We start from the raw sequence: 21,299 nt of genomic DNA on the forward strand, positions 1-21,299 counted from the left end.
GGATAAAAAACAGTAAAATGGAATATTTTCTATTTTTGAGGGGTATTACCTGAAAAAGGAGGAAAAATGAAAGGCAAATTTTTGACGGCAGTTCTGGTTCCGGTCGTTTTGGCGTCTTTTTTCTGCACGCCTAAAGAAATAATCAAGGAAAAAGTAGACGACTGGCAGTATTCCGTAGAATCTTATGATGAAGACGAAGAATACCTTAAAAGGTCTTTCGGAGGAGCGCAGATGTCACCGACCGTGACTTACTCATCGGCTCCGATGGTATTAGAGAGTGCGGATGACGGGATCGGTTTTTCCGTCGGCGGCGCGAAGGACATAAACAATTTCAGGGAAAACATAGAGAATGGATACCTTCCGCTTCCGACCGACATAACCGTCGAGGGCATATATTATGATTATTTCTTCGAGACGGGACAGACAGAACCGTGCGAAGAGCTTTTCTGCCCGTCATACAGCAAAGCCGTTTCCATGGATCCTTTCACGGGCGAACCGGTGTACTATCTTTCTGTCGGACTCAATTCGGGAATGAAAGAGAGTGATTTTTCACGGAAAAAACTCAATCTCGTCGTCGTCATAGATATATCGGGATCCATGAGCTCTCCGTTCGACAGATATTATTACGACAGATTCGGCAGTCAGCAGGAGTCGCAGGACACGGCCGACTTTGACAAATCCAAAATGGAAATAGCCAACAGAGCTGTCGTCGAACTGCTGGATCATCTTGGACCTGATGACAGACTGGGAATAGTCCTCTTCGACGACAGAGGGTATCTCGCAAAACCTCTGAGAAGAGTCGACGAGACTGACATGGAGAGCATTAAGGGCCACGTTCTCGAAATAGAGCCCATGGGCGGAACGAACATGGAAGCAGGAATGTTTATTGCGTCAACACTTTACGACAGTCTCGAAAGCCTGGACAGAGACGAATACGAGAACAGGGTGATATTTTTGACGGACGCCATGCCGAACACGGGTTCTACGGACGAGAACAGTCTTTTCGGAATGTTTGAAAAAAACTCAGAAAGAGGCGTCTTTACAACCTTTATAGGAGTAGGGGTAGATCTCAACACAGAACTCGTCGAAATACTGACCAAGATCAAGGGAGCGAATTACTTCAGCGTTCATTCGCCGACGGCTTTCAAAGAACAGATGGACGACAATTTCGATTACATGGTGACTCCGCTCGTTTTCGACCTCGAACTCGTCCTCGAATCGGATGGTTACGAAATTGAAAAAGTTTACGGCTCTCCCGAAGCAAACCTTTCGACGGGCGAGATAATGAAAGTCAACACGCTTTTCCCCTCGAAAAGAGTTGAAGGAGAAACGAGAGGCGGTCTCGTTTTGCTGAGGCTTAAAAAAACGTCAGGTGACGCGAGAATTTCACTCGGTGTCTCTTACGAGGACAGAAACGGCGTCAAAGATGAGAATTCACAGACGATTGAGTTCGGCGGATCGGAGACGGAATATTACGACAACAGCGGAATAAGAAAGGGAATACTTTTGGCGCGTTTTGTAGAACTCGTGAAAAGCTGGCTAACCGATCAAAGGGCTGAGGGAGAATATCTTGCAGGACACCCCATGGTGTCCAGAAACACCGGCATAATTGTATACGACGAAAAAATACTGGAACTCGGAAGATGGGAAAGGCAATCCATGGGACTTGAGGTCTCGTCGCATTACACTGAACTATTTGAGGATTTTCACGATTACTTCATGAAAGAAGCTGAAGCCATAGGCGACACGGCGTTGTCAAGAGAACTCGATGTCCTCAAGAAACTGTCGGAAATGTAGAAAGACATCAAGAAAGCGGGGATTCTAAAGAAGGATTCCCTCGATTAATTGAAAATGAAAGAGGGCGGGGATGAACCCGCCCTCTCTTGGTTTAGCCCTAACTGTTTTGTATCAGTATACTCTTGTGAATTTACCCGTGAAAACGTTGCCGTTGGAAGTTACTTTGTAGAAGTAAACGCCGCTGGATACATTTTCAGAATTCCACGAGAGGACCGAAGACTGGTTGACTGTTCCGGAGAAAGGAGTCGCCACGAGTCTTCCCGTCGCGTCAAATATCTCGAACTCGACCTGTGACGAAGAAGGAACCGTCACTGCGAGCCTTAATACATTGCCTACCTGGGCGATCGATCTTACCGAGAAAGTCTCGGGATTGGCAATCGGATTTTCTTCGACTGCGTTGGGTATCCTTATAGTGACGTCGTCGATGTAGAATCCGGGGTAAGCCACTGAGCCGTCAGATCCGAAATCCCACTGCAACCATATTGTCTGGCCGCCGTAAGTAGAAAGATCCATCGTGTACTGGTTCCATGCGTTCATTCCCGCTACGTGACCCGTCCATATAGCCTGACCGTTGAGAGGATTCGAGGAATTCCCCGTTCCCGTATAGGCGGGCGCGACTCCGGTGAAAATATTGAAGGTCGTGCCGTCTGTCGAGATCTTCATGTTAGCGCCGTCGTAGCTGGCTTCTGAGTCCCACCACATCCAGAAATAACACTCAGATGCTGACATGTCAGCCGGAAGAGTTATCCCGGGTGTAGTCAGCTGAGCGTTTGCAGAGTTGGGATAGTTGCCTGCCAGGACGGTCGCCCATACGTTGGATCCGCTATATGCCGCTCCGGGGCCTGAAGTCGGAGCGCCCCACTGCCATACACTCGCCGTTCCCGTGACCGTCATGTTTCCGCTGTCGGCTTCAAAGTCCTCGACGTAGAGGTCCTGGAACAACCAGGTGTGAAAATCTACGACGACCGTGTCGTTTGTCGTGACAGATCCGCCCGGATCGGTGACGAATGTCGCCGTGAAGTTGTGCCTGTACCACCAGGTCGTCCAGCTCGGGAAAGTGACCTGCTGTGAGTCTCCCGGGGCGAGGTTCGTGACCTGAACGGTCTGATCGTAAATCACTCCAGAAACGGATTCTTCAATAGTCAGGTCGACGTCAAATGTCTGAGGTCCGGAGCAGTAAGCACCCGCGAAGACCCAGCATTCGGGTGTGATAGCAGTCGCCGGAGGATATTGACCCTCGACGGGGACTACAACTCTCTGAATCCCGACATCGTTTATTGAAGGAGCGAGGCCGAGGGCGTAGACGAAATCCTGGTCACCCTGGCAGAATCCGATGAGACACGGACCGAAACCGAGGAAATCCGGATAAAAATCGCCGCCGCCTGCCATATGATCTGTAAATCCAGCTGCGAAAGCAGGAATCGCGCAGTACAGGGTTTCCCTCGTCCATGTTCCCGTGTGATAATTGAGTCCGAACCACGTGCATTCCCAGCCGAGAGGGTTTGTCACCTGGCCGTGGTACCAAACTTTGTCTCCGTTGGGTACAGAACCGGGAACAAATGCTGATCCGTAAACGGAGTAATCACCTGTTCCGCTCCATGGCGAGCCCGTCTTCTGGAATCTGCCCATCGATGTGCTGAAGTTGCCTGTCCAGAAAGTGTCGCCGGGAACCCAGGCTATTCCCCTGTTGGGGTTGGACTGTCCGGTGTAAGTGTTGACCTGAGTCATCGAAAAAGGCGACAGACCCAGGACGTAGCCTCTGACGCCTGTTCCTGACTGGTCTCCGGCGTAAATGGTATCACCGGCGTCCCTGTCCATGTCTCTGTGTCCCCACGTTCCGGCGGCCTGGCCGGTTTGGGCGACGGAGCCGATGTAAGTTCCAGATACGTAATTAATCAAAAGAAAAACAGGCTGTGCTGTGTTCGCGTCGGTGATTATCATCAGAGAGTCGTCTATGACCTCTACACCGAGGAGTCTGTTGCTCGCGACACCGCCGAGACCCTCGATTACGAGAGACCAGACAAGCGGCATTTCAATTCCGTCTGTTGCCGGCATTGAGGGAATGTAGGGAGCGGCGTCTGTGTTCCCGCCTGCTGCGAACATTCCGGATGCGGCGAAAACCATCACCGCAAAGAACATGAGCGACCTCATAGTTCCTCCTTGTTTAAAATTGTTCAATCGTGCCATAGCACATTTCACTTATGACAAATTGTCAGTCAGGTAAAGAACATCTGTCAAGAGCAAATTTATTTTTTGCGGGATTGTCAAAAAGTTTTTATTACTGTTATACTCTGGAATCATGATTTTAGACATTGCCGTGATAATTGTTTACTCGGCAGCTGTAATTGCCGTCGGTTATTTTGCCGGAAAAAAAGAATCTTCCGCCGAAGATTTCTTTTTAGCGGGAAGAGCCATGAAGTGGTGGGCCGTGACTATATCAGTATATGCCACAGCTCTGTCGGCCATGACTTTTATTGGAGTTCCTGGCGCCGTAGTCGCCGCTGGAGGCGATTTTAACTATTTACAACTCGCTTTCGGAGACCTTTTCGCGAGATTTTTGGTTTCATTCGTCTTCCTGAAAGCGTTTTACGGCAGGAAAGTCATGACGCCGTATGAGTTTTTGGGACAAAGATTCGGCAGGATGACGTGGTTTTCCTCATCCGCCATATACATCGTCAGCAGAGTGCTTGCAAGCTCCGTCAGATTAGCCGCTTGTGCTGTCGGCCTTTCCGTGATTTTCGGGATCTCTTTCGGTTCTTCTGTTTTTTACGTTTGTTCAGTCGCTCTTTTGTACACGGCTTTTGGCGGAATAAAAGCGGTTATATGGACCGACATTTTTCAGTTCGTTCTGTTTATCGCCTCGGCTGTTTTTGCCGCTGTGTTCATATTCAGATCAATGCCGGGAGGTTTCGGCGAGTTTCTTTCCGTCGGTTTTGAAGCGGGAAAATTCACCGTTTTCCACATTTCATTCGACTCCTCTTCACCGGATTTTGTTCTGAATTTTGCAAATTCCAAGTCCTTTCTGGCGGGTTCTCTTTTCGGTTTTTTCACTACTTTGGCCGTAATGGGCACAGACCATGACTTTGTGCAGAGAACTCTGACGTGCAAAAATCTTAACGAAGGAAGAAAAGCGCTCATATATTCCGCCGTACTGAATTTTCCCGTGACACTTTTGTTTTTAACAGTCGGTGCGGCACTTTTTGCGTATTACAGAGTCTTTCCTCACGACGCTACAGTCACCGGATATCTGGTTGATAATCCTGATTACGTTTTTCCGTATTTTATTAAAACAGTCTTGCCTCCCGGAGCCCGTGGACTTCTTATAGCCGGGCTTTTAGCCGCGGCGATGTCTTCGATAGATTCTTCGGCCAATTCTCTCGCTTCTTCTTTTTACAGGGACTTTTTGAAAAATTTGTTTACAATTCCGGAAAAGAGGTCCGTATTTCTTTCAAGATTCCTGGTCCTGGTATTCGTGCTGGTACTCGGTGTTGTGGCCGTATTTTTCGGAAAAACACAGTCCGTTCTTTGGCTGGGATTCAAGGTTTTCGGTTATTCCTACGGAGCTCTGCTTGGAGTCACTCTCGCAGGCATTGCGACGAAAAAAAGGGGGATAGATATAGCGAGCACAATCGCAATGCTTTCAAGCATTTTGGTTGTCACGTTTCTTACAAGTGACGGCGTCGGAATTCTGGAGCCGTTCAGATCTTTTGTTTTAAAGCCGTTAGGCGTTAAATGCGTCGCCTGGACATGGTCAATAATCATCGGTACGGCCTGGACTTTCCTTATGACGATAGCCTTTCGAAGCAGGGTGAAAAGTAAATGAACACTGTTACGGAAAAAATCTACAGCATTGATTACGAAAAACAGTTGAACGCAGAGCAGATGAAAGCGGTCACGCATCTCGAAGGACCTCTTCTCGTCATAGCTGGAGCCGGCAGCGGAAAGACGCGAACTCTCGTTTATAGGGTCGCCTTTCTTGTAGAAAACAGAATTGACGCCAGAAACGTCCTCCTGCTTACTTTCACGAGGAAAGCCGCGCAGGAAATGCTGAGGAGAGCATCTTCACTTCTCGACGAAAGATGCTCCCGGGTTGCCGGAGGTACATACCATTCCTTCGCATGTCTGATTCTAAGAAAGAACGCGGAAAAAATAGGTTACGGCTCAGGTTTTTCAATTCTTGACAGATCCGATTCAGAAGACCTGATCAACCTTCTGAGATCGGAAATGAAATTTTCGTCAAAAGAAACCAGATTTCCGAGAAAAAACACTCTGGGCGACATCTTCAGCAAGGCGGCGAACTGCCTGACCGACGCGACAACGATTGTAGAGAGGCATTATCCGCAGTTTTCCCATTTGGCCGAAGATATCGAATCTCTGAGATTCAAATACGAAGACAACAAGAAGAACAGCCTTCTCATGGATTACGACGACCTTCTCGTCAATCTTAAAAAACTGCTGGAACAAAAAGAGGAGACGAGAAAAAAACTCAGTTCTTTTTTCAGGTACATAATGGTGGACGAATATCAGGACACTAACAAAATTCAATCCTCTATCACGGCTCTTCTCGCTTCAGAACATCAGAATGTAATGGCAGTTGGAGACGATTCCCAGAGCATATACTCTTTCAGAGGGGCGAATTTCAAAAATATAATGGATTTTCCCAATATTTTTCCGGGGACAAAAATTGTGACTATTGAGGAAAATTACAGGAGCACTCAGCCGATTTTGAATCTGACTAACGAAATAATCCGTTTCGCCGCCGAAAAATATTCGAAAAAGCTTAGGACCGAAATCAAGGGAGGGAGAAAGCCTCTTTTTATAGAAGCCAAAGACGAAAACGATCAGTCCCGATACATCTGCGGCAGAATACTCGACCTGCGCGAAGAAGGCGTCCGCCTGAACGACATCGCGGTCCTGTTCAGAGCCGGGTGGCATTCTAACGACCTGGAACTCGAATTGAGAAAATTCGGACTGCCTTTCAGGAAGTATGGAGGCATAAAATTCACGGAGGCTTCGCACGTAAAAGATGTCCTCGCTTTTCTCAAAGCTCTCAGCAATCCGAGAGATTCTGTCAGCTGGTTCAGATGTTTGAAACTCATCGAAGGAGTGGGCGACAAAACTTCAAAAATGATATGGGAAAAAATTGCCGAAAAAGGAAGCATAGAAAAAATTGACGAGTCTCTTTACGCTTCCAAAACTTACAAAGAGGATATTTTGGGGCTCAAAAAACTGTCTTCTTTAGTCAACGACGGAGCCGTTTCGGCTTCGGAATGCGTGAGGGAAGTTCTCGATTTTTACAGGAACGCATTTACGAAAATATACAGCGAGGACTATTCAAAAAGAGCCAACGACCTCGATTCCCTCGCTCTCGTGGCGGAAAGATATTCGGGTCTCGAAGAATTTCTTACCGATCTGACTCTCGAACCCATCGAAAGAAGTCAGATAGGCGCCATGAGAGAAAACAGCGACGACGAGATACTGACGCTTTCAACTATACATTCAGCCAAGGGTCTTGAGTGGCATTCAGTTTTCATTCTACACCTCGCAGACGGATATTTTCCTTCTTCTTATTGTTTTGAGGAACCCGACGAATTGGAAGAGGAAAGACGGCTTCTTTACGTCGCCGCGACGAGAGCCAAGAGGAATCTTTTTCTGGTCAAACCCGGTTATCTCAATCCGGCGAGGAATTATTATGGTTTCAGTTATTTCAGCACTTCTCAGGTTTCAAGGTTTCTGGCCGAAGGCAGAATACTGGAGGATTTTGTTGAAAGGAAATCGGCCGATGTTTAAAAACGGCGTTGCGGAACTGGTCTTCAAAACGAAAAAAGGTCTGAAAAAGTTCGGCGCGGAAATTTCAGGGGAAAAGCAAATTGCCAACGGAGTGCAGTTTTTCGTAAAAAGTTCATGCGGTTCGGGTTACGTAAGGGTATACAGCAACAGAAAAAAAGGCGTACAAATTGACTGCTCCCAGCTCGACAGCGAAGAACTTGCTCAAGCTGTCAAAGACATAGGAAATGGAGTTGATCCCGAAACCAATCAGAAGACTCCGGTAATTGAATATCCGCTCGTGGGATGTGACGAGTCCGGAAAAGGAGATTTGTTCGGACCTCTCGTATGCGCGGCGGTTTTCGCCAGCGAAGAGACTTCGAAAAAGCTTGCGATGATGGGAGTGAGAGATTCAAAATTGAACACAGATAAAAAAAACATTTGTCTGGCCGAAGAATTGAATTCTTTCCTCGGCTCCAAATGCGAAACATTAATTCTCGTTCCGGGCAAGTACAACGAGATTTACGCCGAATACTCGCGAAAGTCAAAGACCCTCAACGACGTTTTGTGTTTTTGTCACGAAAAAACCACAGGACATCTCGTTAAAAGACATGTCCCGAAAACAATAATCGTCGATAAATTTTCTTCGGGCTGTTCTTTTGATAAAAGCTTTGCCGGAAAAACCAGGTTTTTTTTTCGGGCCGAAAATATACCGGCCGTCGCGGCGGCATCGATCCTGGCAAGAGCGGCATTTCTCGGGGAGATAGAAAAAATGTCCCGTAAATACGGCGTGAAAATTCCTCTCGGATCGTCGGACGCCGCGTTTGAAACAGCCGTAAAAATTGCAAAAAAATACGGCGTTATGGAAATGCAAAAGACGGTAAAAATGAATTTCAGAACGGCTCAAAGGGCACTCGAATCGGCCGCCTCGACAAACAAACTGTTTTCAGAGTAAAATTGGTTTTTCAAACCTTGGTCATTACAGCTTTTAAAAAGGAGTTTTGATGCCTGCCACCGCTGTCGTCGGAGCCAATTGGGGAGACGAGGGAAAAGGCAAAATGACTGATTATTTTGCCAAGAATTCGGACGTCGTCGTCAGATATCAGGGCGGAAACAACGCGGGACACACTATCATAAACGATTACGGCAAGTTTGCCCTTCATCTTCTTCCTTCGGGTGTGTTTTACAAACACGTCACCAATGTTCTCGGACCCGGAGTGGCCTTAAACGTCCGCAGTTTCATAAATGAACTCGAAACACTTCGGAAAAATGGAGTGCCTGAACCGGACGTAATTGTCTCAGACAGAGCGCAGATAGTTATGCCGTATCATGTTCTTTTCGACGAGTGCGAGGAAGAACGGCTCAAAGACAGGAAATTCGGTTCGACGAAATCGGGTATAGCTCCATTTTATTCCGATAAATATTTAAAAACAGGAGTTGAAGCCTCACTGCTTTTCGACGAAGAAGGATTGGCGACGGCCGTAAAAAAAGCGGTGGAGATAAAGAATGTTTTCCTGAAAAATTTGTACGGCAAAGATCTTTTGAACGCAGACCCGATACTGGATGAAATGCTGATACAGGGAAAAATGATTGAACCCTATCTCAGGGACACGACCGAATATTTTAACGAAGCGCTTAAGAAAAAGAAAAAAATTCTGCTCGAAGGCCAGCTCGGCACTCTGAGAGATCCCGACCACGGCATATACCCGTATTCGACGTCTTCATCGCCTCTCGCAGGTTTTGCTTCGGTCGGAGCCGGAATCCCGCCTTACGAAATAACCGAGATAATAGCGGTCGTAAAAGCTTACTCATCCTGTGTAGGAAACGGACCGTTTACGACCGAGATATTCGAAGAAGAAGCCGAAGAGCTGAGAAAGCGCGGAGGAGACGCAGGGGAATACGGAGCCACTACTGGAAGACCCCGCAGGATGGGCTGGTTCGACTGCGTCGCAACTAGATACGGATGCAAAGTCCAGGGGGCGACTCAGGCCGTCCTGACTAATCTCGACGTTCTCGGATATTTAGACGAAATACCTGTCTGCACTGCCTATGAAACGACAAGAGGATTGATGAAAAATTTCCCGACGACTTCCATTCTCGAGAAAGCGGTTCCCGTTTTCGAGAAAATGCCCGGATGGAAAAGCGATATATCAAAAGTCGGAAAATTCCGCGACCTGCCTGAGAATGCAAAAAATTACGTGGAAAGAATAGAAAAAGAAATCGGCGTCAGAGTATCATGGGTTTCGGTGGGACCAAGGCGCGCCGAACTCATAGAGAGAGACGGCGCGCGTATTTTCAGCTGATCAACTTCAGAAAAGGGAGAGATAAATTTTGGCTCTTTCTTCAGCCGGACCTTTCATTCCAGTGTAAAAATTCGTGAATGTTATTGTTCCGCCGTTTGTCCCTCCTTCGTTCCATCTGAAGGCGACGGGCGAATCTGAAAGCCATTGTCCGCCTTCAACCGGAACCGTAGCCCTTATGAGGACTGTTATACCGGTCTGAACCATGCTTATCGGAACATAGGGCATTGTAAATACCACAGACAGGGTTCCTCCGACATAGGATGACAGCGAGGATTCTAGTTCGATGTTAGTCGCCGTTCCTGCAACGCCGTCCGTCGAATGTCTTTCAAACTGTTGAGGGAACATGGCCAAAAGCCATGTGTATGCGCTGCTCGAAGCGTAGAGGTGGTTTCCCTGCTGTTCCGCCCAGTTTTTAAGTTCTGTGGGCTGTGAGGGGGGGGTGTAACCGCTGTCAGAGACCAGGAATATGTATTTCCTTCCGTTTATGTCTGAAGCGCTCAGGTTGTGAAGTCTGACAGAATCGTAAACTATTCCGGCGCTGTTTAAGACGGACGTCAGTTCATCCCAGAAATCGCCGCCGTATACAACCAGAAAATAGCTTCTTGCGGGAACTGAAGAATATAGAGTTCTCGACGAAGTATCGTTTTTGACTACCGTCACCGTAACCGATGCCGTGAAGACTCCCATTGTAGCGGTGAGGACTTGATCGCCCTCCGGGACATTTTGAAGGAAGAAATAACCATCCGCTGCTGTCGTGGTGCTTATACTGCCGATGGACACGGTCGCTCCGGGAACTGCAAAACCTCCCGAAGGCAGTCTGAAATATCCGTCAACGCAACCGGCGTTGGCTGGTTGCGTGGGAGAAGAGCTCTTCGTACAGGAAGAAAAAGCTATAAGAGCCGTTGCCGCCAGCAAGAGAGTTAAAATATTTCTCACGAAGCCTCCTTTTTTTTAAATAAGGTTATTGTAAAGCATTATATCACGAAAGAGGTTTCGGCAGAACACTGAGCAACGGGTTTCATTTTACGGCAGTGAAAAGATCGCTGACAGAAATATTGTAGTGCAGTCTGTTTATTGTCGAAGCGAACCTCTTTGAAAGATTGTGTACTTTGACGAAATCAAGTTCGAGTATTTCCGGAATCTGGGGAATCGTGTCAGTGACGTGCATTTCGGTCAGCCCGAATTTTTCGTGAGCCTCAATAAGGCCGGGAATGTGATTCTTTTTAATCTTGAGATGGGAAATAGCGACATATATATCTTCTATTCCGTGGTTTGTTTTAAGATTTTTTACAACGTTCAAAAATGAACTTCCGGTGACCGTTTCGTCATCAATGATCAGTGCGGTCTTTTTCCCCTCGAGATCGCCTATTACTCCGAGCATGTCGGATTTGTCCTTGGCGTGTCTGAATTTATTCACTATCGCGTGAGAGATTCCCATGGCGTCGGCAAAATGAATGGTGAACTTGGCTCCTCCCGAATCAGTCGAGACTGCCACTGCTTCTTTCAATTTTCTGAACTTGCTGAAAATCTCGAGAAAAAGATCAAGTCCGCTGAGTGCGACCAGTGTCATGTCAGGCTCGTAGAGCCCGAAAATAGAGAGAGCATGAAGATGATACGTCAGATGGATGTTTGCTCCCGCCACTTTCAGCTGGTCAGCGAAAAGCTTCGCGAGAGTCGCTTCTCTCTGCATGAAAGTCGGTTTGTCCTGTCTTGAATAAGGTGAATAAGGCGTGACAACAGTTATGTTCTGGGCTCTGTGGGCTTTCAGCGTCCTTACGGCCTGAAGAAGCTGTTGAAGGTTTTCGTTGACTGTGTTACCCGAGGTGTTTTCGTGGATGCATTGAAATACGAAAGCGTTTGATCCTGCGACGTGTCTTGTCAAGCGCGGACATGTTTCCATGTCCTGAAATATCATTGTAAGTGGCGCTTCCTGCGTTCCTATCAAGGGAATGTCTTTCAGGTCACTGCCGTTTATTCTGAGCATTTCTTCGTATTGCTTTTTGACATCGGCCGCCAGAGAAATTCCCGAATTGCATGCGACGAAAAGAAGCCATCCGTTAGGGCCGAGAAGAAGGCGGCTTTTTGTCTTTTCGAATCTTTCAGGGGCAATGAAATTTTGGCTGAACTTGTCCATGTTTATCATGATTTTACCTCCGAATTATTAACCGTTCCCAGCTAACTTCGTGTATGATCTGTAAAAATCGAGCTTGTAGCCGTGAGAAGAAACAATTTTCCTGTAAGGAATGAACAAATATGCGTTTGCCAGAGCTCTTCCCAAAACTACCGCCGCCGCCGCCGAGTAAATACCTATTGGATTGAAAAGTTTTTGCGACAAAGTCATAATAAGCCCTATAAAAATGACCTCCAGAACAGTTGCGACAGTGATCGGGTATGTAAGCCTGGAATTGACGAGAACTGATCTTTGCCACGCCAGGAGAGTCGTCAGAGCCGGCATAAAAGATAGAATTGAAAACGGGACTATGGTGATTAGAAGAAGTTCGTCTGTGAGAAAGGACACATGTTTAAACCATAGAATTACGAGAGGAGTTACAGATATGATAGCGGGGATTACACTTGTAATCAGACCGAGTTTGAAAGCAAAATTTCTCAGAGGTATGAAGTTTTCGTATTTTTTACCTAAAAGAGCGAGACCAGCTTCCTGAAAAGAGAGTCCGAAACTTCTGAAAATAAAAATAAATCCGTTTATGACAGGTAAAACGGCGAGAGATTCGATGGTCATTCTCGATTTGGCCATGAAAAAAGTGAGAAGAGGATTAATGCCGAGGATGAGATAGGAAGTCAGTGCGAGAGGATAGTAAAATGATAATATCTCTCTAAAAGAAAGATATTTTCCGTCCGATTCGATAGATGTCACGCTCTTGACTGCTTTTATGCTCATTATGCGGGTGGCAATAGATTCCAGAATCACTCCGGCTGAAAGAGAAGCCGCGCCGACGCACGCGCCCGGAATTTCGGAAAAAAGAAACAAAAGAAATCCGGTAATAGACATAGTTGAAAGCCTTACAAAAGTTCCCGCCGCAACTTTTTTAGTCTGGCCTGATCGAATCAGAATACCCTGATAAAACCTTCTGTATCCTATCGCACCCGCCCAAGGGATCATGATTATTGAAGAAGCGTGAGCCAGGGAAGCTATTTCGTCGTTGAGGTTGAGGACTTTCCGGGAGATAAAACTAAAAACCGGAGGCAGATTTAAAATGACATGAAGCAATGTCACGGATATTATCAGAGTAACAATAAAATTTCTCAGTTTTAAATATTTATTTCTGTCGCTGACAAGAGCAACAGAAGCCGAAAGAATCATAACTACAGGAGCTTCGACGAGCATGGCTATTGCGAAAGCCACTCCGTAAGCGGCCAGGTTGAATTTTGCGTCATGAATTCTTCCTATTATGGCGGTTATGAAAGGTGCTTCAGCCGCCATCATCAGCCAGGTGAAAGAAAGAGGGATCCAGAAAACGATAATTTCTTTTGTAGTAATGCCGTTGCTTACGGAGTCTTTTGACATGATAAAGATTAAAATGGCTGGGTCGAACGTTGTCAAATCTATTTTTCATGTTATATTTAGACAAAAAGGAGAAAAAATTGTCAGTGAAAATTTATACTACCCCTTCATGTTCCTACTGCAATTCGGTCAAGACATATCTCAGGCAGAAAGGAATATCTTTCAGTGAAGTAGACGTCTCAAAAAATCAGGCGGCGGCAGATGAAATGGTAAGAAAGAGCAATCAGCAGGGAGTGCCGGTCATAGAAGCCAATGGTAAAATCATAGTTGGATTCAACAAGCCTGCTCTGGACAAAGCTCTGAATTTAACATAACACTGTCCATTATTTCAGTATACAGTTCATAGACCCATCTGAAGGACTTTTTTCTACGGCTTTTATGCCCTTGGACACTTCGTGGTCTTCTTCGACGTGAGGGAATTTTGCCCTGACGAAATCGAAGATTTGTGTGGTTCCCTTCCCGAGTTTTTCCCTCTTGTTCTCAAGGTCGACAGCCCTTGCAGCCGTCAGCAGTTCTATGGCTATGATGCTTGAGACAAAACCTTCTGATTCCAGACACTTGAGAGCTGAGTTCGATCCGAAACTGACGTGATCCTCTCTTCCCGCCGAAGTCGGCAGTGAATCCGAAGAGCACGGATTTGCCCTGTTTTTTACGAGGTTGAGAAGTGAAGCTGCAGTGAGGTGTGCGATCATATATCCGGACTCGACTCCCGGTTTTGACGCCAAAAAAGGAGGCAGACCGCTTCTCTTGTCGTCGAGCAGGAGGTCGGTCCTTCTCTCTGAAATGCCTGCGATGTTGGAAAGAGCTATTGCGAGCGAGTCCATGGCAAAAGCTATGGGCTGGCCGTGGAAATTGCCGCCTGAAAGGATTTCATTTTGGTCGGGAAATACGAGCGGGTTGTCTGTTACGGAGTTTATTTCAATTTCGAGCGTCTTTTTAACCTGAGCAAGTGAGTCTTTGAGGACGCCGTGGACTTGCGGTATACATCTGAGGGAATAGGGGTCCTGAACCCGCGGGTGTGAAGAGGAATGGATGTTTTTGCTCCCAGCGCATAGATGTCTGATGTTTTCCGCCGTTTTTATCTGTCCCTCGTAGGGTCTGAGTTCGTGGATTTTTGCGTCGAACGCTTCCGGTCTTCCGTCGAAAGCTTCGAGAGTCAGCGCTCCCGCCATGTCTCCGGAAATTGAAATATTTTTAGCTTTTTCGTACGCGAGGATTCCGACCGCAGTCATGAACTGGGTCCCGTTCAAGAGCGCGAGACCTTCCTTTGCCTTGAGGACGAGAGGTTTCAGACCGCTTTTTTCGAAGAAGGACTGCGCCTCCATTCTTTCTCCCTTGAAGTAGACAAAACCCCTTCCTATTAGTCCGAGTGTAAGATGCGCAAGAGGGGCGAGATCACCGGATGCGCCGACTGAACCGAGGGACGGGACTTCAGGGTATGCACCCGTGTTCAAAAAATCTTTTATAAGTATTAATATTTCTGGTCTGACTCCGGAATGCCCTTTGGCAAGGACGCAGGCCCTGAGGAACATCATTGCGCGGACGGCTTCTTCCGGTAAAACAGGTCCAGTTCCGCAACTGTGAGAGAGGACCAGATTCAGCTGAAGCCTGTCTATGAGATCGGGAGGTATCTTTTTTTCGGCCAGCGATCCGAATCCCGTGTTGACTCCGTAGACGGAAGTATTCCCGGAAGCTGCTTTTTCAACTGCGGCTCTCGCTTTTTTAACTTTTTCCATAGCGCTTTCGGTTACCGAAACCTCTGCTTTTTCGACGGCGACTGAGATTACGTCTTCTATTGATATGTCTTTTTCGGATAACATAACTTTTTTCACAATTTCCTCCATTCGGATGTAGTGACAAGTATATGAGAAATTTATTTTAGCAAATTATTGAGCTAATGGAATTATCTTATTATGTTTTTATAAAACAATTAATGAACACTGAAAGAAGAAACAGAATAAAATGCGCACGAAGATCGAAATAAATCTCGATATCACGAAGAGTCAAATCATGTCGATTTGCCCTGCGCGAAGGTGAAGAATAAGAGAAATAATATTTTTCTTTTAAAATTTGTATCTCAAATTTTATAACTTCGTGGTAGAAATTTTCTTTTTTATTTGATTTTTTCTTCAGCAGGTCAGATGTATAGCCGCGGCGGTTTTATATAGCACGCTTGTTTCGTTGAATTTTGCGACGGCTGACTTTGAGTCCAGCACGTGAAGCATACAGCCCGTGGCGTTGAAGAATTCTGCGAGATTTTTGTCAACTTTCATCATGCCGAAACATCCGGTGCCAACGACCAGACATTCCGGTTTAAAATCCACTATATCCCCGGCGTCGGCCAGAGAAAACATATGACCTTCCGATCTTATCCAAGGGCTTAAAACGGCGTCTCCGAGAATGACGACGTCTTTTCTGTACTTTTTTGAATCTATTGTGATTTCTCCGAAAACATATTTTTCTATCAATTTCTTTTTCCCAGATAAAAAGAATAAAAACCTTCGGCTAAAAGAAGAAAAATAAGTATATACGTCAAAAAAGGACTCATGTCGAAAAGAGCGCTTTTTTTTACAAGAGAAGTCATTTCATCGAGAGAGCACGATTTCGACGAGGCGAAATCATCATTTAAATAATCGGACGCCCGTTCTTCGTCCGGAACGAAAGGGGAGATCGAATGGCTTTCCCCGGATCCAAGCGCGAGATTCAGCAACAAAACGGGAAAGTTTTTCAGCGAGAAAATTGTCGAGTTTTCCGGACTGAATGCGAATACGAAATTATTTCCGCATTTTATCAGGGCCGGATTGCCGTCTTCAAATCTGTTTATGACTGAATGAGAATTTGCTAAGTCTTTCGGAGGGGTCAGCAAGACTTTATACAAAACTGTCGTACCGAGAAAACCTGTTAAACCCTGACGGATCACCGCAGGTTTATCCGGCAAAGGGGACGATGATACCCCGGTAAGAACCTCGACGTAATTTCCCAGTTTTGATGCGTCGTCGAGAAAAACGAAGACTTTGACTTCACCTGAGCCGGGAAGCGTAAAATCAAGAAACTCAGATTCGTCTATGAAGGCGATGGAAGCGCTTTCGGGAAAAAAAGTTTTGACGGCTTTTCCTTCGGGGAATACTGAAAAAATTCTTCTGAATATCTCTTCATTGTTAGAAAATATTTTTATTTGGTTTTTTGAATGCAAAATTACAAATAAACTGTCGGCCGTTGAGGAAATTAAAACCGTATCGGATGATGAGCTGACAAACAAAGGCAGGAAAATACCGTCTTCGGCTTCTACAACGGTGTCGGTTTTCTGGGAATGAACCCCGGCGTAAAACCCAGGGTTTGTCGAGAGAAATATGTAAGCGGTGTCATCGCTGAGAAACCATTCGGGAAGAATTACGGATTTCACGGCAAAAACGTATTGGGAGTCGGGAAATGTTACGGCGTCAAAATCCTCGCAAAGCGATTCCATGCCCCTCCATGAAATTTTCTGTCTGTCTGTAATCAGCAGTGGTTCACCGCACCCCATTTCACGGCACAGTAGAAGCGAAAAAGGTATATCGGCTGAACCGTCTATTTCGCGTGGACAAAACACTGATCTGTCAAAAGCGTCTTCATCAATAAAATCGGTCTGTCCTTTACCCGTGACGCAGACCCCTGATACGTAATCGAGAAGTCCTGAAAATTCTTTTTCGTATATTCCGCTTCTTGTGACGCTTTCAGATATGTCCGCAACGACAGCGACCTGGGAAATCGTCCTGCTGAAAGGAAATTTTATTTTTGTCGCCGGCCGGGAAAAAGCCGCTGCCGTGCAAAAAATAACAAGTATTCTCAAAATGAGCTGAATCAGTTCTCTCAAACGGAATTTTTTCTTAAGCGGGACACCCGAGTCCTTTATGAGGCAGGCGGCTGGAAAGAGAATCTCTTTTTTACCGAATTTTCTCATCAGATGAAAAATGACTGGGAATACAGCGGCTGAGGATATCAGCAAATAGAGAGGGTTTATTAACATTTTTCTGAAATTAAAACGGTGTAAAAACCTTTTTCTACTGACGACACGTTCTTGAAAATATGCTTCATCCTCTGAGCATACCCGGCCGTTCTGTGGACGACAAAAGCCGCGGTTCCGCCTTTTTTGAGAGATAAAAACGCCTGACCGAGTATGAAATCGGCAGCGTTGCCTCCGAAATGAGTGGGCGGATTCGAAAGAAAATAATCTGCACTGGCGTAAAGTCTTTCCGGGACTCTGTCATCGAATATGACTTCACAGTTGCCGGCCGAATTGATACCTGCATTTTTCCAACTGCATTTGACAGCGATAAGATTATTTTCAATCAAAAAACACTTTTCGGATGTTTTGGAGAGGCAAATTCCGATTGGTCCGTATCCGCATCCGAAGTCGATCACTGAAGAATATTTTATCGGCGAAACATTTTCAATTAGGTGTTTGGTTCCTTCGTCAATTTTCTTTCTCGAAAAAACGCCCGGAACGGTTTTAAAGACGTTTTGACCGAAATTGATTTTTCTTGAAAAATCTCCGGGAGTGAAGTTTTTTTTGTGACAGCACCTGAGGGTCCTGTATCCTCCTGAAATCCCGAGAACTTCGACCTCTTCGAAAAGGTTTTTCAGATATTTTTGATACCATTTTGCGCCGAAATCTCTTCGGCATATAAAAAAAAGTTTTCCGTTTTCTTTCAGGAAAGAAAGAGAGTTCTCGAACATCGAAATTGTCAGTTCTCTTCCGCCGTGAGGGTCAGGATTTACGATGACGGCGTCTGATTTTTCAGAAAGCTTAAATCCGTCTGACAGGACAGGCGTGACGTTATTCAGACAATTGGCCGAAATGTTATCTTTGAGAGTTCTGTAAGCTGTCAGATTCCATTCAACAGAAACAACTTTATCACAAAATTTAGAAAGAGGAAGCGACACAAAACCAGGTCCCGAGGCGTAGTCTGTAACTTTACCCAATTCTTTTTCTTTTTCAAGTTCAGAAAGGATGTACTGGGCCGATTTGGGAGGCTGAGAACAGCCTGCAAATCCAGTCACCGGAATGACGTTTATTCCGTATCTTTCGAATTTGACAGGAGTTAACGGCTTCAAGACTCTGCCTTCGATTTCACCAAAGTCAGGTAGAGGTCGAGTTTTTCCGGACAATGTTTTTTTAGCGCCTTTATGTGCTTCCGGATGACGTCTTCGGATTTTCTCGCTAGTGGTCCGGTCTCCGCTTTTTCAGTTCCCATCTTTTCTATGTTGCTGATTATGTCGGCTGAAAAAAAAGTGCAAGTCTTCAGGGCGGTCTTTCTGTCAACACCGGATTTTTCAAGAATCTCTGCGGCGTTTTTTATTGATTTTATCATACCTTCGACGAGTATAACTGCCGAAGCGTGGTAGAGCGGTAACATATCACCGCGAATTTTTACTGGTCTGGCGCCGATTTTTTTGGCGAGTTCTGAAAAAACATTGAAATACTTGTCCTTGCACGAGATACCGAAGATGAAACCGCTGAAGTCTTCAATTTTGGTATCTACGGCAGGAAATGACATGAAGGGATGAAAAACAGAAACGCTCTGAATTTTATCGTTGGCCGAGAAAGAAGCGCTGGTGTGGGCTATCAAATGCTTTTTGTTCAAAAATTTGCTTATTTCAGACAGCGCGCCGCCAATGTCTTTCTCCTGGGTGCATATAATTATCACGTCGCTGTTTTCAGCAAATTTTCCCGAGTCGCGGAAAAGCTGAATTTTCATTTCTTTCAAAAAGTCGCTGACATAACGGGGAGGCGTTGTTTTTGTTTTTATGGAAACCTGAAAACCTTTTTTCTTAAAAACAGACGCCAGAGTCGTTCCGACTTTTCCGGCGCCTATGATCCCTATTCTCTTTTCAGTAATATTCAACGCGCACCCCTTCTAATATTACGTTTTTGTCGTTTTCGACGAACTTTATCATGGAGTGTATCTGCGGTTCGACGGAACTCTTGTCGGTTCCGATTATTGCCGCAGAAAGTGTCGCTCTGTTGAAAAAGTCGTGGTTGTCGGTCTCGGCTACGGAGGCGTTGAATTTGTTTTTAAGTCTTTCCTTTATGCTTCTCACCGCCTGTCTTTTGTCTTTGAGCGAATAAGCCCATTCTATTGACAAAGTAAAATTTACTACGCCGAGACACATAAGATTTTACGTCCTTCATTTACGAGGAGCGAGCCATCCGGAATGTTTGAAACACTACGAATGGCCGACTTGAAAAAAATTTATTTTATAAAATCGACTTTTTCCCTCATCTCTCCTTCGGGAGTGGATAAAGTTATGAAATATGTTCCGTTGATACAGTCGTTTCCAGTGCCGTCGTGTCCGTCCCAGTAAAATGAATGATTTCCGGCGTCAAGCATTCCTTCGTTGAGAACTCTTACTTTTGAACCGTTGACGGAATATATTGAAACCGATACGAATTGCGGATATGTCAAACTGATATTAATTTCGAGACTGTTGGCGAAAGGATTTGGGAATAATCTTAATACATTTATTCCAGTGTGTTGTTCGACAGGTTCTTCCACTCCGAGACCTGTCTCGTAAAGTTCAATGAACCTGCACTGTCCGGAATACTTTACTGCAATCTGCGCACCTGTGGCTGAATCGAGCTCGACAACTCCGACAGAACTTGTCGCAAGAATGTTGCCGTTTCCGAGTCTGTAAACGCCTCTGGCGCCGCTGAAAGGCAGTGTCCTGAATATAGTTCCGCTCGTGTCAAAATCAGTGACGTTGTTCGCGGAAAATCCGGCTACCAGAAATTCTCCTGGCTGAACCGGATCGGAAATTATCTGCTCGGGAAAATTAATAGATATAATTTGTTTCACGAAACTCCCCGAAGCGTCGTAGAGTCTTACGTTGTCTGAAGATCCTTCTATGTCGGCCACAAGAGCGCTTCCGTCCGAGAGGAAAAATATGTCGAAAGGATCTATGGTTCCTGCGGGGACGAAAAAGCCCGCAGACGAATGAGGACCGCTGAACATGAAAATAGCCTTGTTGCCGGTTCCTCCGCATGTGACGAACAGAGTGTCGTTTCTGAAAGCGATTCCCCTGACGTTGTCCAATCCGTCGGAGGCGTCTGCCGCTATGTACAAGAAATTTCCCAGAGAATCGAAAGCGTATACGGCGTCTGATACTTGATCTGAGAGGAAAATAATATTAGATGGTCCCTGTATGGCGTTGATAGGTGTTTGAAGGTCGTAATTGAGTCCGGTGGGATCGTCTACAATTATGTTTCCGATGTATGTTCCGTCGTAGGGCGAAAACATGCCTACTACGTCGGCGTTTGAATCCGGGATAAGAAGAACCGACGCCTTGGGCATAGAAGATTTCTCATAGACTTGTTTTCCTGTCCAAGGATTGATACCCGACATCTCAGCCTCTTCCTGATTTGCAAAAATCATGATGGGAAGAGACAACAAAAACATGACACTGATTAAACGCTTCATTTTTCCTCCTTTTTTCGTTACGGTTAATATAATTAATTATAACATAATTACAGGCGTTGAAAAAAGAAACTGAGGTCTCAACCACCGAAAATCGTCTTTCTGAAAATGAAAAAAACGGCGCCGAGAATGCAGAGTCCGGCCCAGAGAAAATCAATGTCGGGTTTTTCTCTGAAATAGAAAACAGAAAAAGGAATGAAAACGGAAAGTGTTATGACTTCCTGGAGGATTTTAAGCTGTCCTAAGTTCATCGCCTGATGACCAATCCTGTTGGCCGGAACCTGAATAAGGTATTCGAAAAAAGCGATTGCCCAGCTGGCAATTGAGGCTATTATCCAGGGTTTTTGCGATAAATTTTTGAGGTGTGCATACCAGGCGAAGGTCATAAAGATGTTGCTGCAGATCAATAGAATTACCGTAATTAAATAATGCATATAAAATCCTTTTAGCCGGAAA

General features: G+C 45.6%; 18 protein-coding genes. 6 read left to right on the top strand and 12 right to left on the bottom strand.

The features are described from left to right. Nucleotides 1-66: 66 nt before the first annotated feature. Nucleotides 67-1,797, top strand: a complete 1,731-nt coding sequence (locus JXL83_08325; protein ID MBN2364122.1) for a VWA domain-containing protein — start codon at nucleotides 67-69, stop codon at nucleotides 1,795-1,797. Between the two features lie 111 nt (nucleotides 1,798-1,908). Here JXL83_08325 and JXL83_08330 read toward each other — a convergent pair whose 3' ends face one another. After that, nucleotides 1,909-3,948, bottom strand: coding sequence for an immune inhibitor A (locus JXL83_08330; protein ID MBN2364123.1), 2,040 nt, complete (start codon nucleotides 3,946-3,948; stop codon nucleotides 1,909-1,911). A 148-nt stretch (nucleotides 3,949-4,096) separates the two neighbouring features. On the opposite strand from JXL83_08330, the gene JXL83_08335 reads away from it, so the two are divergent. Genes JXL83_08335 through JXL83_08350 form a run of 4 tightly spaced genes read left to right on the top strand, consistent with a single transcriptional unit; the run spans nucleotide 4,097 to nucleotide 9,866 of the window. After that, the gene (locus tag JXL83_08335) at nucleotides 4,097-5,620 is read left to right on the top strand and encodes a sodium/solute symporter (GenBank protein MBN2364124.1); all 1,524 of its coding nucleotides are present in this window, start codon (nucleotides 4,097-4,099) and stop codon (nucleotides 5,618-5,620) included. Continuing rightward, nucleotides 5,617-7,587, top strand: a complete 1,971-nt coding sequence (locus tag JXL83_08340) for a UvrD-helicase domain-containing protein (protein ID MBN2364125.1) — start codon at nucleotides 5,617-5,619, stop codon at nucleotides 7,585-7,587. Before JXL83_08335 ends, JXL83_08340 begins: the two co-directional genes overlap by 4 nt. Beyond that, the gene (locus JXL83_08345) at nucleotides 7,562-8,518 is read left to right on the top strand and encodes a hypothetical protein (GenBank protein MBN2364126.1); all 957 of its coding nucleotides are present in this window, start codon (nucleotides 7,562-7,564) and stop codon (nucleotides 8,516-8,518) included. The genes JXL83_08340 and JXL83_08345 overlap by 26 nt, the downstream gene beginning before the upstream one ends. 49 nt (nucleotides 8,519-8,567) lie before the next feature. After that, nucleotides 8,568-9,866, top strand: a complete 1,299-nt coding sequence (locus JXL83_08350; GenBank protein ID MBN2364127.1) for an adenylosuccinate synthase — start codon at nucleotides 8,568-8,570, stop codon at nucleotides 9,864-9,866. 6 nt (nucleotides 9,867-9,872) lie between these two features. Here the strand turns inward: JXL83_08350 and JXL83_08355 are convergent, their stop codons facing one another. From JXL83_08355 to JXL83_08365, 3 genes are all read right to left on the bottom strand, one after another. Then, nucleotides 9,873-10,802 (bottom strand): hypothetical protein, encoded by a 930-nt coding sequence (locus JXL83_08355; protein MBN2364128.1) that lies wholly within the window; start codon nucleotides 10,800-10,802, stop codon nucleotides 9,873-9,875. Between the two features lie 82 nt (nucleotides 10,803-10,884). Next, a complete protein-coding gene (locus JXL83_08360; protein ID MBN2364129.1) occupies nucleotides 10,885-12,009 on the bottom strand; it encodes a ribose-phosphate pyrophosphokinase in 1,125 nt (374 codons plus the stop codon). Nucleotides 12,010-12,027: 18 nt separating this feature from the next. Continuing rightward, on the bottom strand, nucleotides 12,028-13,392 hold the full coding sequence (locus tag JXL83_08365; GenBank protein MBN2364130.1) for a hypothetical protein: 1,365 nt from the start codon (nucleotides 13,390-13,392) through the stop codon (nucleotides 12,028-12,030). Nucleotides 13,393-13,439: 47 nt separating this feature from the next. Between JXL83_08365 and JXL83_08370 the strand changes: the two genes are divergently transcribed. Next, the gene (locus tag JXL83_08370) at nucleotides 13,440-13,703 is read left to right on the top strand and encodes a glutathione S-transferase N-terminal domain-containing protein (protein ID MBN2364131.1); all 264 of its coding nucleotides are present in this window, start codon (nucleotides 13,440-13,442) and stop codon (nucleotides 13,701-13,703) included. Nucleotides 13,704-13,712: 9 nt separating this feature from the next. Here the strand turns inward: JXL83_08370 and hutH are convergent, their stop codons facing one another. The 8 genes from hutH to JXL83_08410 all read right to left on the bottom strand — a co-directional run bounded on the left by hutH (nucleotide 13,713) and on the right by JXL83_08410 (nucleotide 21,277). Continuing rightward, nucleotides 13,713-15,221, bottom strand: a complete 1,509-nt coding sequence (hutH, locus tag JXL83_08375; GenBank protein MBN2364132.1) for a histidine ammonia-lyase — start codon at nucleotides 15,219-15,221, stop codon at nucleotides 13,713-13,715. Between the two features lie 297 nt (nucleotides 15,222-15,518). Further along, a complete protein-coding gene (locus tag JXL83_08380; protein MBN2364133.1) occupies nucleotides 15,519-15,857 on the bottom strand; it encodes a hypothetical protein in 339 nt (112 codons plus the stop codon). Continuing rightward, nucleotides 15,854-17,395, bottom strand: a complete 1,542-nt coding sequence (locus JXL83_08385) for a BatA domain-containing protein (GenBank protein ID MBN2364134.1) — start codon at nucleotides 17,393-17,395, stop codon at nucleotides 15,854-15,856. The genes JXL83_08380 and JXL83_08385 overlap by 4 nt, the downstream gene beginning before the upstream one ends. After that, entirely contained in the window at nucleotides 17,389-18,483 is a 1,095-nt protein-coding gene (locus JXL83_08390; protein MBN2364135.1) for a methyltransferase, read from the bottom strand. The genes JXL83_08385 and JXL83_08390 overlap by 7 nt, the downstream gene beginning before the upstream one ends. Further along, nucleotides 18,480-19,274, bottom strand: a complete 795-nt coding sequence (locus JXL83_08395) for a DUF2520 domain-containing protein (protein ID MBN2364136.1) — start codon at nucleotides 19,272-19,274, stop codon at nucleotides 18,480-18,482. Before JXL83_08395 ends, JXL83_08390 begins: the two co-directional genes overlap by 4 nt. Beyond that, the gene (locus JXL83_08400; GenBank protein MBN2364137.1) at nucleotides 19,261-19,542 is read right to left on the bottom strand and encodes a DUF503 domain-containing protein; all 282 of its coding nucleotides are present in this window, start codon (nucleotides 19,540-19,542) and stop codon (nucleotides 19,261-19,263) included. Before JXL83_08400 ends, JXL83_08395 begins: the two co-directional genes overlap by 14 nt. Nucleotides 19,543-19,622: 80 nt before the next feature. Further along, nucleotides 19,623-20,846: a T9SS type A sorting domain-containing protein gene (locus JXL83_08405; protein ID MBN2364138.1), complete on the bottom strand. Its 1,224-nt coding sequence runs from the start codon at nucleotides 20,844-20,846 to the stop codon at nucleotides 19,623-19,625. A 77-nt stretch (nucleotides 20,847-20,923) separates the two neighbouring features. Beyond that, a complete protein-coding gene (locus JXL83_08410) occupies nucleotides 20,924-21,277 on the bottom strand; it encodes a DMT family protein (GenBank protein MBN2364139.1) in 354 nt (117 codons plus the stop codon). Nucleotides 21,278-21,299: the final 22 nt, after the last annotated feature.

It is taken from the genome of candidate division WOR-3 bacterium, assembly GCA_016934535.1.
Lineage (GTDB): Bacteria > SDB-A > SDB-A > SDB-A > SDB-A > JAFGIG01.